The sequence below is a fragment of the Nostoc sp. DedQUE12b genome, from assembly GCF_034530835.1.
Taxonomy (GTDB): domain Bacteria; phylum Cyanobacteriota; class Cyanobacteriia; order Cyanobacteriales; family Nostocaceae; genus Nostoc.
In genome coordinates this window covers 89,447-105,603 of record NZ_JAVRCI010000006.1, presented here as the reverse complement: position 1 = coordinate 105,603, position 16,157 = coordinate 89,447, and the positions used below count along the sequence as shown (strand labels likewise).

The window sequence follows — 16,157 nt, the reverse complement described above, 5'->3', positions numbered from 1 at the left end:
CCAATAACTATTGACAAAGGAGAAAATTCATGGACTTCAAAAAAATTCTGTTTTTACTGGTTACAGGCGTTAGTATTACCAGTTTAGGAATTGCTGGGTGTACGCCGCAACAACAAGATTTGGAAGCCGGAACACAACAACCTTCTACTCTAACAGGTCAGACCGAAACCGAAACACCATCGGCGACAACTCCCACAACTCAAGTCCAAGAACGTCCTGGAGATGTTCCTTATGTACCGACACCACAGCCAGTGGTAGATGCAATGTTACAAGTGGCAAAAGTGGGTAAAAATGATGTGTTGTACGACCTTGGTAGTGGTGATGGCAGAATTGTTAATACTGCGGCACAAAAGTTTGGTACACGCGGCATCGGTATAGATATTGACCCCGATCGCATCAAAGAAGCTAATGAGAATGCTAAAAAGGCAGGAGTAACCGATCGCGTCAAGTTTGTCCAACAAGATTTGTTCAACACTGATTTTAGCGAAGCAACAGTAGTTACACTTTATTTACTGCCAGAGATCAACGCCAAACTCCGTCCCAAGCTGTTGAAAGACCTTAAACCTGGGACTCGCATTGTTTCCCACGCCTTCGATATGGGCGATTGGAAACCACAGCAGACTCTCAATGTAGAGGGCAAAACTGTTTACTATTGGGTAGTCCCTGAACAAGTGCCAGCGAATTTGCGATAGGGATTAATACCAATTCGTAATTAAGAGGCGTCAGATTCAAGTTAAGCTTCCATCTCTTGAATCTGTAGCCTGATTTTTGAGAATTGTTTTCAGAAATTCAAAATTATCAAATATTTATTTTTTTACTTTAAATTACCTCCAATAGGAGTTGACAATACAAGCATTAAGTGTAGATAAAAATCTAAAATCCAAAATTGTTCGACTAGTGCAAATTCAAATCAGGGCAGCTTAGAGAGGAAATATGATAGGCTTAAAAGGAAAGAATGCTTTAATTACAGGTGCAACTTCAGGTATCGGTCAGGCGATCGCTATCAGACTCGCCGAAGAAGGGTGCAACATCGCCATCAATTACCGCAAAGACCCTGATGCCGCAGCAGACACGGAAGAGATGGCATTGCAAAAATCCTGCGGAAATATCGAAAATTGTGGTGTGAAGTCGCTGCTGGTTCACGGAGATGTCTCTCAAGAATCAGACATTGTTGAAATGGTCAACACCGTAGTAAAGGAATTTGGTAGTTTAGATATTCTAGTTAACAATGCTGGCATTCAAATAGAAAGTCCATCCCACGAAGTTAGCACAGCAGACTTTGACCGAGTAATTGCAGTCAATCTCCGGGGTGCTTATCTCTGCGCCCGTGAAACTATTAAACACCTCCTGTCTGTTAATCGTCCGGGGGTGATTATTAATATTTCTAGCGTTCACGAAATTATTCCGCGACCGATGTATATCAGTTATTCCATTAGCAAAGGTGGGATGGGAAACCTCACCAAAACTTTAGCATTGGAATATGCCAAGCAAGGTATTCGTGTCAACGCCATTGCCCCCGGAGCAACAGTCACGCCAATAAATCAAGCCTGGATAGATGACCCCGAAAAAAAGGCGCTCGTGGAAAGTCACATCCCAATGGGGCGTGCTGGCTCCTCAGAGGAGATGGCAGCCGCAGTAGCTTTTTTAGCTTCGGATGATGCCGCCTACATCACCGGACAAACGCTATTTGTAGATGGTGGATTGACTCTATATGCTGACTTCCGGGAATCTTGGTCAGCTTGAGGTTAGGCTGGCGTACTTTCCACAATTAAGCCGATACATACCATTAGTGGAATTAAACGCCCATGACTAGCGCGATCGATAAGAACAGTCAGATGGAAGCAGAAGCCTGGGAATTATTGGAAGATTCCGTAATTTATTACCAAGGAAAACCCATTGGGACTGTAGCTGCCAAAGATGCGGAGGCAGATGCACTTAATTATGACCAGTGCTTTCTTCGCGATTTTGTCCCTTCTGCCTTAGTGTTTCTCATGCACGGCAAAGCAGAGATTGTGCGTAATTTCTTAGTAGAAACACTGAAACTACAAAGTCATGAAAAGCAGATAGACTGCTTTGAACCAGGAGCAGGATTAATGCCCGCCAGTTTCAAAGTACACTCTAATGGGAATGAGGAATTTTTGGTCGCTGATTTTGGTGAACTAGCGATCGCTCGTGTTCCCCCAGTTGATTCTTGTATGTGGTGGATTCTCCTGCTACGAGCTTATGAAAAAGCTACAGGCGATTTGTCACTAGCGCGTCAGCCAGATTTTCAAGCCGGAATCAAACTAATTTTGGATCTTTGCTTAGTACATCGGTTTTCCATGTACCCAACAATGTTAGTTCCCGATGGCGCGTTTATGATTGATCGTCGCATGGGAGTTTACGAACATCCTTTAGAAATTCAAGTGTTATTCTACGCGTCCTTGAGGGCTGCTGGTGAATTGCTTTTACCAGATGGGGATGGCGATAGCTACCTTGGCAAAGTCAATAGGCGATTGGGATCTTTGAAATATCATATCCGCAACTATTATTGGCTAGACCTAAAGCGATTGGGGGAAATCTATCGTTACAAAGATAACGAATTTGGTAAAGAAATTGTTAATAAATTCAACATCAACTCAGAATCAATTCCTAGTTGGTTGACCGAGTGGTTGCCCGAAACTGGAGGATATTTAGCCGGAAATTTGGGACCGGGACGGATAGATTTTCGCTTTTTTGCTTTGGGAAATCTGATGGCAATTTTAACTTCCTTAGCTAGCGTTAAAGAATCTCAAAGCATTATGAATTTATTCGCTCAACGTTGGCAAGACTTAATCGGCTATATGCCTGTTAAAATTTGCTTTCCCGCAATGGATGGTTTAGAGTGGAGAATTGTTACAGGATGTGACTCTAAAAACAGGGCTTGGTCTTATCACAACGGCGGTAACTGGCCGGTTTTACTGTGGTTATTTACCGCTGCGGCATTGAAAGCCGGTCGCACAGAACTTGCTCAAGCAGCGATCGCTATTGCCGAAAGGCGTTTATTTAGAGATAAATTCCCGGAATACTACGATGGCAACAATGGTCGTTTAATTGGCAAAGAAGCCCGAATTTATCAAACTTGGAGTATTGCTGGATTGTTAGCTGCCAAAAAGCTGGTGGAAAATCCAGAGTACTTGGAATTAATCAGTTTTGCAGAGGGTCTTGAAGGGCCAGGTTGTAGCCTGTAGGTAGATTGTAGAGACGGCGATTCATCGCGTCTATTGCCTGAACCGAACAGTATTAGGTAATGAATACCTGGCAAAGTTTTACCCCAAAAATGATTTAGTGGTGTAATTATACAGGGTGTTTCTGCTAACTAGTACAGCAAACGCGTAAATCCAACTACTATCTCAATTGAGCAGACAATAGGCAGACAAGTTGTTCTGAGCAACTGGTTAAAGGTAGTCAAACTTCCGGCTGTACTAGCTATACTGACATAACATTGCAAGCGGGCAAACTTTTGGTAAGTATAAATTAGTAAATAGTATATTTGTACCATGAAAATCCTGATTAAAAGGTTCCAGCGATCGCACAGCCAGCTTCTCCATCAGAGAGTACCCTAACGAGTGACCCTGCCTCTAAATCCCCTTTTCAAATACCCGATAACTGATACACTATATTGTAAGAGGTATCTGAAGTGTCATACTTAGTAATATCATCAGATCGTCTTTGCATCCTTAACACGTTTTAACGTGTATTAACCATGAAAACTACTTCAGATTTAATTCCAGAATTTGAAAAACTATTCAGACAAAAATTACAATTAAATAATTGTAAACTTAGAAAGAAAAGACAAGAGAATAATTATGAAATTATTACTCCAGCTAAAGACATCTTTTTAATGTATTGGTCTGAGTTTCCAGAAGTTAACTTAATATATCAGCCTGTAGGGGTACGCACTCAGCAAACTAGTGTTTATGAACGAGCTATCCGCTCCCACATTAGTTCTAGTTTGAGTAGTATTCAGGAGAATCCTCACTCTGAATCACCATTATTGGTGCAATAGCTGAAACTCAGATAACACAGACAATATTTACTAAGCTCTCGCCAGTTTTGTTATATAACTGACGAGAGTTGATCACCGAAAATATGTTGATCGAGAGATAAAGATGCAATCCGAAAAAAATCAAGATCAGCTAGATTATAAAACCTTGTTAGCCAATGCAAAGCAAGCCTTAAAACTTGAATATCAAAAATCAGCCGCTTTAGCATCCCAACTGAAAGCCATCAAAACTCAGTTAGAACAAGTTCTGGCTGAAAACAAAACTCTGAGAGAAAGTACTTATGAAGATGTAGTTAAGCACTTTGAGGCGCGTACTCAAGCAGCAGAAGCACTAGCACTAAAAACGAAAGTACGACAAAAATTCCTTGAAGCCAATGGTTGTAAGGATGATGAGAGCTTTGATACTCTATGGGATAGTATTAAAAATAAGATTCAGATCCAAGACAGTGAAGTGAGAATCGTTGCTCAAAATGGCACTCCTAAATTTACTTTAACAGGCAGCATGATGACTTTAAGGGATTTTATTCAATCCCTCAAGCAAGATCCAATCTCTGGAAAATTTTTCTTGAGCTAGAGAGCCAAATTAATGAAAGGCTCTCGCTAAAAGTGGACTAACGATTGTAGTCAAAAGTTATTTATCTTCGTCTCCTGGCGACTGTTCGATTTGACTTTGTTGGGCATTCCACTCCAAAGTAATACACTCCCAAGACTTCTCGGGTTTTGGGGAAAAGGGGAAGGGAAAAGGGAAAGAAAAAACCTTTAATCCTTCCCCTTTTTCCTTTTCCCAAAGCCCGATTCCCAATCAAAAATTCACAAATCGAGAAGTATTGAATGCACTCCAACATTTAAGATTGCGTAGAGTTATTAACATTAGCGTATATTTTAATCAGTAAATTTCAATTTAAGAGAAATTTAATTATGATACAAAATGATGAAATACTCGACATTGTAGATGAGAATAATTGCATAATTGGGCAGAAGAAACGTTCGGAAATATATAGTCAAAGACTATGCAATTTTAGAGTTGTCAATGCTTTTATTGTTAATTCATTAGGTCAACTGTGGATACCTCGGCGTTCTGCACACAAAAGTATCTTTCCCCTTTGTCTTGATATCAGTATGGGGGGTCATGTTGAAACCGGAGAAACCTATGAATATGCTCTACAACGTGAACTTAAAGAAGAGTTGAACTTAGAATTAAATATACTTAATGTTCGACTTTTGGGATATTTAGCACCACATCAATATCAAGTATCTGCTTTTATGAAGGTTTATGAAATTAAATTAGATTGTAGCCCAGAGTACAATAAAAATGATTTTATTGAAAGTTTTTGGTTATCTCCTGATGATTTAATAAAATGGTTGTATGGCGGTGAGCCTGCAAAAAGTGACTTGCTCAAACTTGTGCAAATATTTTATCAAGATTAAGTATAATTCTTCGTTTGATATTTGTTCAGATTAATTATAAATATAACGATCCAGATGACACCACAAGACGCACGACAATATGCACCAGCAACCGAGCGTAACCGCGAAGCAATTCTAGAAGTACTTTTACAAGTGTTGCCGGAGAGTGGCACTATTTTAGAAATAGCAAGTGGTACTGGTGAACACGCAGTCTTTTTTGCATCCAAGCTCAGAGATTATCTGTGGCTCCCAACCGATGTAAATCCACAATCAAGAGCCAGCATTATTTCTTGGACTGAACACAATGTATGTGATAACGTTTATGCACCGCTTGAGCTAGATGTGAGAGAACCAGTTTGGGCTGTGGAAAATGGTGGATTTGATTGGCTAAATACGAAGCCAATTGTTGCCATCGTCAACATCAATATGATTCACATTTCACCTTGGTCAGCCTGTCTGGGGTTAATGGCAGGGGCAGGTCGTATCCTAAAAGCAGGAGGTATCCTCTATTTGTATGGCCCCTTCAAACAAGGTGGAGAACATACAGCGGCAAGTAATGCAGCTTTTGACGAATATTTACGCACTGAAAACCCAGAGTGGGGTGTGCGTAACTTGGATGATGTTGTAGCAGTAGCTAGCGCCCAAAATCTGATCTTGCAACAGATTTACCAAATGCCAGCTAATAATCTTTCAGTAGTGTTTCAACGTTCTACTTAGTGATTGATTTTTACTGGGCTAAAAGCCAATACGGTTCAGTTAAGAAATTTATCCGTTGAGGCAGGCAGGGGGAGCAGGGGGAGCAGGGGAGGCAGGGGGAGAAATAAAAGCTTAACTGAACTGTATTGGGCTAAAAGCCAATATGCTTGGGTTAAGGGTTATTCTGACTTTTCCCCATAAGTGAAAAGTCCACCAAAAACCTAACCTTTTTCTCGACGCGGTAAGGAGGAAAATTCAAAGTCTCTCTCCTTTTAGGAGAGAGAAATAGAAGAGAGGTTTTCCAGATGCCGTGAAAAGTCAGAAGGGTTATTGATGTAAATAAATGGTCTTTCAAGACGCGATAAATCGCGTCTCTACATTAGGGTTTCGGCGATGTTTGCGTAAATCCTGGGTTAGTTGAACGCTATCTGAGTCAGCAAGTCTTTACTTTATTCTCACCGCCGACTGCGAAAACCCTGTTTACCATTAACTTGGTCAAAGAGTACATCGTATTTATCAAACAAAGCGATTCCAGGATTTACAAATATAGTCAGTTCTGATTGTGGCGAGATACTCAAATTCCAGCGATTAAATCCGTCACGGGTTCCTGGTGTCAAACTGTAATCAAAAATGCCATTAATTCCTACTTTCACAGCATTTGCTGACCCTAATACTCCGGGTTTGAGTTTACCTGCTGTAGAAGCTGACTTGAATTCAGTCAAACCATTAATAGTTCCAGTATCAGCGATCGCTCTGCTATTACACAAATTTTTCGCAGAACTCCCAGCAAGAGTTAAACAAACTTTGGTTAGTCGAGAATCCCATCTTTTACCGGGTACACCATTAATTTCGGGTTGTTGACTCCAAGAAGCCATTTTGAAACCTGCTTGATTCTCAGCAGTTAAACCGAGAATTAAGCTGCCATTTTTGTTACTACCACCATTACCAGCGACGATAAATCCGTTACTCAGATTGCCCGATAATTTTCTCAACGGGTTATAGGGAAGTGATTTTTCAAAATAGTTAACACCGACAATTCCAGAAAATGATACACTACTATTTGCTGAACATTTAGGTTTTTGGGCAGTACATTGGCGGCTAGTAACAAGTTGTACGGGAACAGGTTCGGCGGTGGGAATCAAACCAAACCGGACATTAGCGTAAACTAATTCTCCTTCCAGGATAGTACCATCACTTAATACCTCCTTGATATTTTGACCTGTTCTTTGAATAGGAGAATTACCTAAAAACTCTTTGGGAACTCTTAACCCTGCTGACCCTGTATCTAATAAAATACGTTTTGGTTGACCATTTGCGATCGCAACTTCCAAAAAATAGCCGCGAACACGTTGTCCAAGTGAAGGTTTTGGATATAAAGGTAAGCTTACGGTGTTAAAAGTTGTCTTGCGGGGTGTATTTTGCGAGATATCGCGCAACGCTGAATTTGGGAAAAGAGCCGCAAATGCTGACTGGCGTTGCGCTGCTGGTTCAGGGGCAATATCCCAAAGGCTTTCGTAGTAGAAAAAGCCAATACCTAAACCGCGTTGTTGCGCTGCTTCTACCTGGGATTTGATTTGTGGGATGGCAACTGGACGATTTCGTAAACCCGCCATAATACCGATACCAGTTGGAATGATTTGTTGGGTTTCTAAAATTTCTGGGCGGGTAATTTGAGCGATAAAACTTTCCAAATCATTACGATACACCTGCATGACCAACTCATCAACAATACCCAACCGTACCCAGTTTAGCCAATCTTGCAGTTGCATTTTATAAGCGAAATTATAGTAATTAGGAGCAACTGAAAAAATGGCATTCGGTTTTCTGGCTTTCACTGTTTGGTAAAGGTCTACCATGAATGCAGTCATTTTATCTGCCCGCCATTTTATCCATGCTTGGGCTTGGGGATTAGGTGGTGGAGGATTCCCAGTTTCTTGAGTATATAGACTAATCGTGTACTTATCGTAACCAAAATCTACAGGTAAACTCATGTGGTCGTCAAATTGAACGCCATCAGCATTGTATTTAGTGATAACTTCGATCACGAGTTCGCGGATAAGCTGTTGCACTTCTGGGTGAAAGGGATTCAACCACGCTACTTCACCCGCAGCACTAATTGAAGTTTGAGTCCCATCCCCTTTTTGTGTTAGCCAATCTGGATGCTGCGATGCAAGTTCCGAAGTTAGAGGAACCATAAAACCAAATTCAAACCAGGGTATTGCTAGTAACCCTTGGCTGCGGGCTTGAGTAATAATGTCTGCAATTACATCTTGTCCCTCTGCTCCCTTGAAGAAAAAAGGTATTCCCTTTTTCTGCATGATGGCACTGGGGTATTGTGTATAACCATCATTCCAAACTACGGGATAAACAGTATTAAAGTTTAACTGCCGCAGTTGACTCATGGCTGCTTGCACCTGTGAACGATTTCTAAAAACGCTAAAATCGTTACCACTTAGCCAAACTCCCCGAATTTCCTGACGAGGTTGAGGAGGTAGTTGGGCAACGGTAGGGGCAAAGCTGTTGAGTAGCAATACCAGAAAGAATGAGATCAGACATAATAATGGCAGCAGACGCTTTTTCAAAAGCCACGGCGCTGTCTGTTGACTCGTTACCTGTAGCTTACTGAGACCTACTAGTACTCGTCTGTGTACAGGCTTAAATAGTAAGTTAGTTAGAATTGCGTTAATTTTTCTACTTTTTTCCCAAAACTGAGTTGTCATTACTTCTGCTTACTAAACGAGGTTGATTGGTTATATTTAATACCATATAAACGTTAAATTACTACATCAGGAAACTGATGCAGTAATTTAGCTGCAAGATAGTTGACGCAGTTATAAGCTTAGTGGTGCCAAATAGAAATGTTTCAAATGTAAGCTGTAATCGAGATGCTGTGATGAAATTTATTGTTGTGCGATCGTCAAACCCATGAATTTCCAACCTCACCAAAACACTTTTGAGGACAAATTAAGCGCAAGTATTGGGCTGGCCATTGGATTACTATTCATTGGGGGCGGTTTTTGGGTACGTAACATAATCACTTACGAAAGTGCAACGTTAAACGAAACACGCGGTACGGTGGTAGACAGCATCAGTCGTCGCGATCGCAGCAGTACAAACAACAATGAGCAAAAAGAAACCTATGCGCCAGTTATCGAGTTTCTAGCCAACGGTAAACGCACTCGTTTTACAGGCAATTATGAGTCCTACCGTTCCAGCAACGGCCAGATGGTGGTGATACGTTACAATCCTCAACAACCCATAACTACTGCGCGTGTCGTGAATCCGCTAGAAGGTTTAGTACCTTGGGGAATGTTTGGGATGGGTGGGTTAGCTGTGGTTTTTAGCGTGGGCGCACTGTTGCCTATACACTGGTCTTCAGATAGGTAAGCAGAAATTAGATATATTTTGATTTTCGTGCTGACTTTGGCGGCGTTCGGTGTGCGCCAAAATATTTCTCACTGCGGTAACGCAACCACACCCGCAACACTTGCGGAATCTGGTCTTTTTGTTCTTTAGTCAGAGTATTGTAAAGGGCTAAGGCGCGATCGCGTTCGCCCCGACAAGCAGCATTGTTGTGAGCATCCCAATAGCTGCGGGCTACTCGAATCCGCCGACAGACTTCTTTAATCAGCGCCTCTCCCGTAAGTGGAGTATCTTGCTTAGTCATACTCAAATGCGATAAATTTCTAATGCCATCCTAGCGAGTCAGATTTATCTTGACACTTCAAATTCCAAGCTGGCTGATTTTAGCTTTTCATAACGCATCCTACTACTGCCTAGTAGTTCGCCAAGTTTCCTTGGCGGGGTAAAGGGCAAGGGGGAAAGGGGAAAGGTTCTGTATTGTCCCCTTTCCCTTTAACCTTTACCCTTTTCCCCCTCTTGCAAAAAGCACTTTTGTAAAAGGTCTATTACACATCGCACTCTTATCTAGTCTTACAAGTTTTTGCTTTTTTTACAGCTTTTTAAGATTGCCTTTTCTACAGCGCAAGATTCATGGTCTGTCTTTGACATGACTCAAGATTATTTGTTATCGATTGATGATAAAAATTAAAAGACAGCAATCAAAAATCCGATTAGATACACTACACTCAATTCCATTTTTGGAAACAATAGTTAATTTATCTGATTTTAAGCCTTAAACCGTAGTGTTGCCAGGTAGATTAAGTAATTTTCCCTTATATTTTCTAAGAGCAGCGCAGCCGATGGCGTACCACTTGCTATTCACATCCTGCCTTGTTTCTTGAAAGTTACCATGCTATTTATGTCATCGGGTATATATGCGCCAGCCGCAGTAGCGATTAACTTAAACATTAGGATAAATGCGTGAATTGGCCATTTATCTACAGCCTCACTGCTTGCGTTTTTCAGCCTTGGGAGTTTTTAACAAGCTCACTAAGCTATTATGCTGCCGTCTTCAAGCAAAAATCTCTGGTAGAAATTAACCTGTATTAGGAAGTGGGCTATGCATATTGGATTTCTCAACCCTCAAGGCAATTTTGATTCAGCCAATAGTCACATAACGAAACACCCAGATTTTGGGGGTCAGCTAATTTACGTTAGGCAAGTCGCTATAGCCATAGCTCAAATGGGTCATAAAGTTGATATTATCACCCGTCAAATTATTGACCCGGAGTGGCCAGAGTTTGCCGAAACGATTGACACTTATCCAGAGATCGATAATGTCCGCATTATCCGCTTACCAGCTGGGCCAAAAGAATTTCTCTCTAAAGAGTTGTTATGGCCTCATCTTGTTGCTGATTGGGTACCCAACATCTTGAAATTTTATCAAGAGCAAGGTGGCTTACCCGATGCTATGACTGCTCACTACGGCGATGGAGGACTGTGTGGCGTTTTAATTGAAGAGGAGACAGGCATACCTTTTACTTTTACTGCTCATTCTCTCGGCGCTCAAAAGATCGACAAATTGGAAGTCACCCCAGAAAATCTCACACGGATAGACGAGCAATTTAATTTTAGATATCGCATTTTAGCCGAACGCCTGAGCATGAATCGCTCGGCGGTTAATATCACCAGCACACGACAAGAACGTTTTGAACAGTATTCTCATCGCGTCTATAGTGGTGCAGTAGATGTAGACAACGACAACCGCTTTGCAGTGATTCCACCGGGAGCAGATTTCTCGATTTTTGGTGCAGAAGCGCGTTCCGAAAACGAGGAGGCTACTTACGAGTTCATTCAGGAACGATTGGCACGGGACATTGCAGAAGACCGTCGAGATTTGCCCGTGATCTTAGCATCCAGTCGATTAGAGCTGAAAAAAAACATATTGGGACTAGTGCAAGCTTTCGCAATCAGTCCAACACTTCAGGAACGAGCTAACTTGGTGATAATTACAGGGGCGCTGGACAATCCTTTACGAGAAGAGACTAGCGACGAAATCACTGAAGAAGTATTAGCCCCAATTCGAGAAGCGGTCAAAGAAAACGACTTGTGGGGCAAAATCAGTGCATTTAGCTTGTTACATCAGTCTCAAGAGTCACTGGCAGCAACCTATAGGTTTATGGTTAAACGCCGCTCAGTATTTGCGCTGACTGCACTCTACGAACCCTTTGGGCTTGCTCCCTTAGAAGCGGCAGTAGCAGGCTTACCAGTGGTAGCAACCAAGAACGGTGGCCCTAGCGAGAGCTTGCGACAGGGAGATAAGGAATATGGCGTACTCGTTGACCCAGAAGATCCTGCTGATATTGCACGGGGCTTGGAGCGGTTGCTATGTGATGCTCAAGAGTGGGAGTATTTTGCCCAAGCTGGTCAGCAACGGGTGCTGAAGAAGTACACTTGGGAATCTACTGGTGAAAACTACCTGTCTTTGCTTGAGCAAATTGTGTCTTCACCGGAAACTCGCCCTCGCCCTGAACTCCTTCCTATCCATCCTTACTTCCGTAATCCAGAATCGCAGACCGATGTTTTTTTGGAAGAATTGAGCGAACTCTACTTTGGATCTAATCAAAAGGTACTAAGCAATGTCGATTAAATAAAGTGCAAAACTGGGGTCAAAGCAGAAGTTCTTGCAGGGAAGGCGGAAGTTGCTACAGACTGCGCAAAACACAGAAACGTCAAGGCGGAAGTTCTTGCAGGGAAGGCGGAAGTTGCTACAGACTGCGCGAAACACCGAAACGTCAAGGCGGAAGTTCTTACAGGGAAGACGGAAGTTGCTACAGACTGCGCGAAACACCGAAACGTCAAGGCGGAAGTTCTTGCAGGGAAGGCGGAAGTTGCTACAGACTGCGCGAAACACCGAAACGTCAACCCTGGAGCAATATTTTTTGATGGATGCTAAATGTGGGATTCAGGCAGCTATGAGCAGCCAGCGCAAAATGTGCTGACTGCTTCAGCAAACTGCTGATTTTGCTCCATCAATGCCATGTGTCCACCTGGTTTTAGGGTGACTCTTTCAGAGTAAGGTAATTCTGCTTTCATGCGATCGCTTGCCACAGGTTTTGTCGCTATATCTGAAGCCCCACACATTACCAATACAGGAACGTTAATAGTTGCAAGTGTGTTTGTTTCGTCGAACTTCAACATTCCCAGTGTGCCACGGGCCAGAACACCAGGCGAACCCAATGCTGATAAAAATGCTGCAAAACTTAGTTGACCGCGTGTTTCAGTACCCGTAAATCCAGATAGTTCGACGGTGATGTACAGCGAACCATTGAAATACGAGAGCCAAGTCATCAACCAAAAAACCGGCCACAGCACGATAGTCAGGTACAACACAGGTTCGAGTAACGGTTTCTGCAATTTCCGTACCAGATTGCTAAAGATGCAAGTTTTTACCGGATTGATGTAAGTAGTATCTACAAGAATTAAGCCAGCTACTCGACTCCTCAATTGCTCTGGAAAAAGGCGACAGAATGTCAGGTTAATCATTCCGCCCATGCTGTGTCCCAACAAGATAACAGGTTTATCCCCTGCTATGGCAATAACAGCTTCCAAGTCACGGGCATATTTTTCTATAGAGTGATCGTTGTTTTTCGGTTTAGCGGATTTTCCTAACCCTGGTAGATCCCAAACAATTACTCGGAAGCGATCGCTTAGTTGTCGTTTGGCATAATACCATATAGTACTGTTTGGCCCCCAACCGTGTGACAAGATAATTGGTTGACCATCTTCAGGGCCAAAAAACTCTACTTGCAACACGCTTCCATCTGGACGTGGTAAGCGCTGCACGGTTTTGCTACGCATAAACTTGGGTTCCTCGTTTCCAGGACGGCGCAGCAGTGGCAAACTGATAAAACGACCTCCAAAAGTCCACAAAACCATTACTAGTCCAGCTACTAAGTAGGGCGTTCCTACAAGTTCTCGTTCGTACCATTCATAGAGAATGTAGATTCCCCCGCCAAGTACTCCAACAGACAGCAGTTGAAACAGCCATACAAGTAGAAAATTATGAGGCATGAATATCATGAGCCTAAACCTTGCAATGCTTTGTTAACTGCTTTTAGCTTCATACCATAGTTAGAATCATCCAACTTTCACTCCCAAGAATGATTTCTACAGTGTTATGGGGGTGATAAAAATGCTGGGTTAGTCGAACAACAGTCTGACTTTTCACAGTATGTGGAAAAGGAGCAAGGGCGTGGGGTTGCAGGTTTGGGGTGTAGTAAGACAATATCAGTTCTCTACACCCTACCCCTAGTCTTGATGGGGGTTTCAGTACTTCCCGTGAAAAGTCAGATCAACAGTGTAGATTGGCAAAAATAACTATTAATCAAAAATATTGCCTCTCTCTGCCTCCTGCTTTTGATTAATTAACAACTCTTCAGTAGGGGTGTGTTAGTGACAGGTGTATGAGCCTACAGCACGCTAGCGCATTCGGATTAGGATTACGAATTAATATCAAATGCTTACTACTCAGGCAAAACATTAACTGAATCGTTACTAAAATTTTGTTCAAGATAGCGTGGATTGCTTACTCCTACGTGCAAAAGCAGTGCTGTAACTAATGCACCGATAGCTGCTACCAAAAAGGTAGTTCTATAGTCAATATTCTCCACTATCCATCCACCTAGTAGAGGAGCAAGGATGCTGGCAGGGGCAATAAGAGTATTACCAAGACCAATATAGGCTGGTCGTTGGTGTAGGTTTCCAAACTCTAAGGTCATTACCGCAGCAATATTTTGCAGAGCTATCATACCTATTCCCTCTCCTATAAATACCAAGTAAAACCAGTTAGCATTTGATGCTAAACAAGCTAAAACCGAACTGAACGCACAGGCTACACAACCAATTTGTAGAATCAACTTGCAACCGATGCGATCGCCTAACCAACCCAAAACTAATCCAGCAATAGTTTGTGTGACCATCAATAGAGTCGTAATGAACCCAATAGATGCTTCTCCCATCTCATATTGATGTACGGCATAGAGCGTATAGAAGGGAAGTGGCATCAGTGCTAACTGTGAGATCATACGTGCGATCACAAAGCAACGGAAATTCTCATCACAGCGGAGGATCACAATCAGACTGTCCCAAAATTCACGTCTACTTTCAAAGGCTGATGGTGTGATGCTTACTGGCTCTCGCGTCCTAGACATAAAAAACCAAGATAGAGCCATTGCCAAACTGGCACACAAAAAACACAGAGCAAAGTTAAATGGTTGAGCAATTTCCTTAAGCAGTAAACCTGCGATCGCAGCACCACAAACACTCATCAGATTACCAGATGCTGATAAAGTACCGTAAAAAATACCAAGGTTTTTAGAGGGAACAATTTTCGCAACCATACTTTGCCAAGCAGTAGCGCTAAACCCACCGCCTAGCCCTTGCCAAATGAGTATGGCAAATGTCAACAGTAAGATAGTTTGGTGATTGAATTTTAGTTGTAACAAAGCCACCAGTGCTAATCCCAAAAATGGAAGCTTCTGATGAATTGTCAATAACATTACAGTTGGTTTGTAACACTGTAGACGAGCTACCTTACTAGCTGTTAATAGCTGAGGTAGTTGCCAGCCTAAGCGTGGAATAGCTGGGATCAGACCAATGAGTAATGCAGAATCCGTAAGAGTACTAACAAATAGAGGAAGAATCGTGAAAAATGAAGCAAAACCACTCCCAAAACCAAACAATCCACTTTCAATAACATTGACAGTAAAATTATGGCGAAGGTTTTTTTGAATTTCAGAATTAAGCATTTTTATAGATATTACAAGTTAGGTGATTTATTCTGTTTTGTGGAAACTCAGGCTGCATTTTAAGCAGGTTGATCTTCTTTTTGTAGATACTTAGAAATCACCTAAGTACCTACAAAAACCTGAGTTCCATAGATTGTTCCCAAATGTTGTACTTAAATCACCGTTGAAAAATATTTTTGTAAAATATCCCAAGTTTTGATGGTGAGCCTTACTGCAAAGGAGTTTGGGTTAGTGGCAAGTGTAGGTTAGCTTTGAAGTTGTAAGTCTGTGGTGCGTGATTGGTAAGCGGTGTAGATTATGCCAAAGCTCACGCCTATTAATCATAGAGATTGACTTGACAATAAAAGAGCGAAAGCATAAACGTAGTTCGTTGTAGACATCGCCCAAAAGGTATTGATAAAGGTTAATTTGAAACTGGACTCTTTGGATTGAGTCGAAGAAAAACTGGAAGTGTGTTTATTAGTCTATTGACCGACAGATTGTCGTGAGTTAATTTTGGAACAGTGGCTAAATCAGTTATCAATAGACTTCTTGCAGAAGTTGGCAAAAGGTGAAGAGGTGAATGGCACTAAGTTAAGCCGTATAGTAGGCAAGGTATTGTAGGAGAGTACAACTATTCCATTAGACTTCTTGCAAAAGTCGGGGTAAAGGTGAAAGGGAAAATTTACTTGTTTGGGAAATGCGATCGCTCACATTGTGCAAATCCCCGATTAAATGCGTAGACGTTTCTTTGGCTTGTCGTCAGGTGCTATTCTCTTATCAACATAAATGCTATATGTCTTCTGAGTTCTATGTTTCTATCTCAGATACGAATGGCACTAAAATTCATGTGAAACCTCGTGAGGGCTATCTTGTTAGGGGTAGGGTGTAAAGAACTG

At 42.0% G+C, this 16,157-nt stretch carries 13 protein-coding genes; 9 read left to right on the top strand and 4 right to left on the bottom strand.

Going from position 1 to position 16,157, the window contains the following annotated elements; all coding sequences use genetic code 11:
• Nucleotides 1-29 precede the first annotated feature (29 nt).
• From RMY16_RS05060 to RMY16_RS05030, 7 genes are all read left to right on the top strand, one after another.
• Nucleotides 30-692 carry a methyltransferase domain-containing protein gene (locus RMY16_RS05060; protein WP_322663958.1) on the top strand — a complete coding sequence of 221 codons (663 nt, stop codon included), beginning with the start codon at nt 30-32 and terminating at the stop codon, nt 690-692.
• Nucleotides 693-933: 241 nt separating this feature from the next.
• On the top strand, nt 934-1,743 hold the full coding sequence (locus RMY16_RS05055) for a glucose 1-dehydrogenase (protein WP_322735429.1): 810 nt from the start codon (nt 934-936) through the stop codon (nt 1,741-1,743).
• A gap of 62 nt (nt 1,744-1,805) precedes the next feature.
• Nucleotides 1,806-3,209, top strand: a complete 1,404-nt coding sequence (locus RMY16_RS05050; RefSeq protein ID WP_322735428.1) for a glycoside hydrolase 100 family protein — start codon at nt 1,806-1,808, stop codon at nt 3,207-3,209.
• A gap of 515 nt (nt 3,210-3,724) precedes the next feature.
• Entirely contained in the window at nt 3,725-4,027 is a 303-nt protein-coding gene (locus RMY16_RS05045) for a hypothetical protein (protein WP_322663949.1), read from the top strand.
• Nucleotides 4,028-4,130: 103 nt separating this feature from the next.
• On the top strand, nt 4,131-4,598 hold the full coding sequence (locus RMY16_RS05040) for a hypothetical protein (protein WP_322735427.1): 468 nt from the start codon (nt 4,131-4,133) through the stop codon (nt 4,596-4,598).
• A gap of 344 nt (nt 4,599-4,942) precedes the next feature.
• Entirely contained in the window at nt 4,943-5,452 is a 510-nt protein-coding gene (locus RMY16_RS05035; protein WP_322735426.1) for an NUDIX hydrolase, read from the top strand.
• A gap of 54 nt (nt 5,453-5,506) precedes the next feature.
• Nucleotides 5,507-6,148, top strand: a complete 642-nt coding sequence (locus tag RMY16_RS05030; protein WP_322735425.1) for a DUF938 domain-containing protein — start codon at nt 5,507-5,509, stop codon at nt 6,146-6,148.
• A gap of 434 nt (nt 6,149-6,582) precedes the next feature.
• Here RMY16_RS05030 and RMY16_RS05025 read toward each other — a convergent pair whose 3' ends face one another.
• Nucleotides 6,583-8,847, bottom strand: coding sequence for a glycoside hydrolase family 10 protein (locus RMY16_RS05025; protein WP_322735424.1), 2,265 nt, complete (start codon nt 8,845-8,847; stop codon nt 6,583-6,585).
• A gap of 205 nt (nt 8,848-9,052) precedes the next feature.
• Between RMY16_RS05025 and RMY16_RS05020 the strand changes: the two genes are divergently transcribed.
• Nucleotides 9,053-9,514: a DUF3592 domain-containing protein gene (locus tag RMY16_RS05020; protein WP_322735423.1), complete on the top strand. Its 462-nt coding sequence runs from the start codon at nt 9,053-9,055 to the stop codon at nt 9,512-9,514.
• Between the two features lie 7 nt (nt 9,515-9,521).
• Here the strand turns inward: RMY16_RS05020 and RMY16_RS05015 are convergent, their stop codons facing one another.
• Nucleotides 9,522-9,794, bottom strand: coding sequence for a Precorrin-3B methylase (locus RMY16_RS05015; protein ID WP_292777848.1), 273 nt, complete (start codon nt 9,792-9,794; stop codon nt 9,522-9,524).
• A gap of 795 nt (nt 9,795-10,589) precedes the next feature.
• On the opposite strand from RMY16_RS05015, the gene RMY16_RS05010 reads away from it, so the two are divergent.
• Nucleotides 10,590-12,119: a glycosyltransferase gene (locus tag RMY16_RS05010; protein ID WP_322735422.1), complete on the top strand. Its 1,530-nt coding sequence runs from the start codon at nt 10,590-10,592 to the stop codon at nt 12,117-12,119.
• A gap of 323 nt (nt 12,120-12,442) precedes the next feature.
• Here RMY16_RS05010 and RMY16_RS05005 read toward each other — a convergent pair whose 3' ends face one another.
• Together RMY16_RS05005 and RMY16_RS05000 are read right to left on the bottom strand one after the other, a co-directional pair.
• Nucleotides 12,443-13,543 carry an alpha/beta hydrolase gene (locus RMY16_RS05005; RefSeq protein WP_322735421.1) on the bottom strand — a complete coding sequence of 367 codons (1,101 nt, stop codon included), beginning with the start codon at nt 13,541-13,543 and terminating at the stop codon, nt 12,443-12,445.
• Between the two features lie 452 nt (nt 13,544-13,995).
• The gene (locus RMY16_RS05000) at nt 13,996-15,279 is read right to left on the bottom strand and encodes an MFS transporter (RefSeq protein ID WP_322735420.1); all 1,284 of its coding nucleotides are present in this window, start codon (nt 15,277-15,279) and stop codon (nt 13,996-13,998) included.
• Between the last annotated feature and the right edge of the window lie 878 nt (nt 15,280-16,157).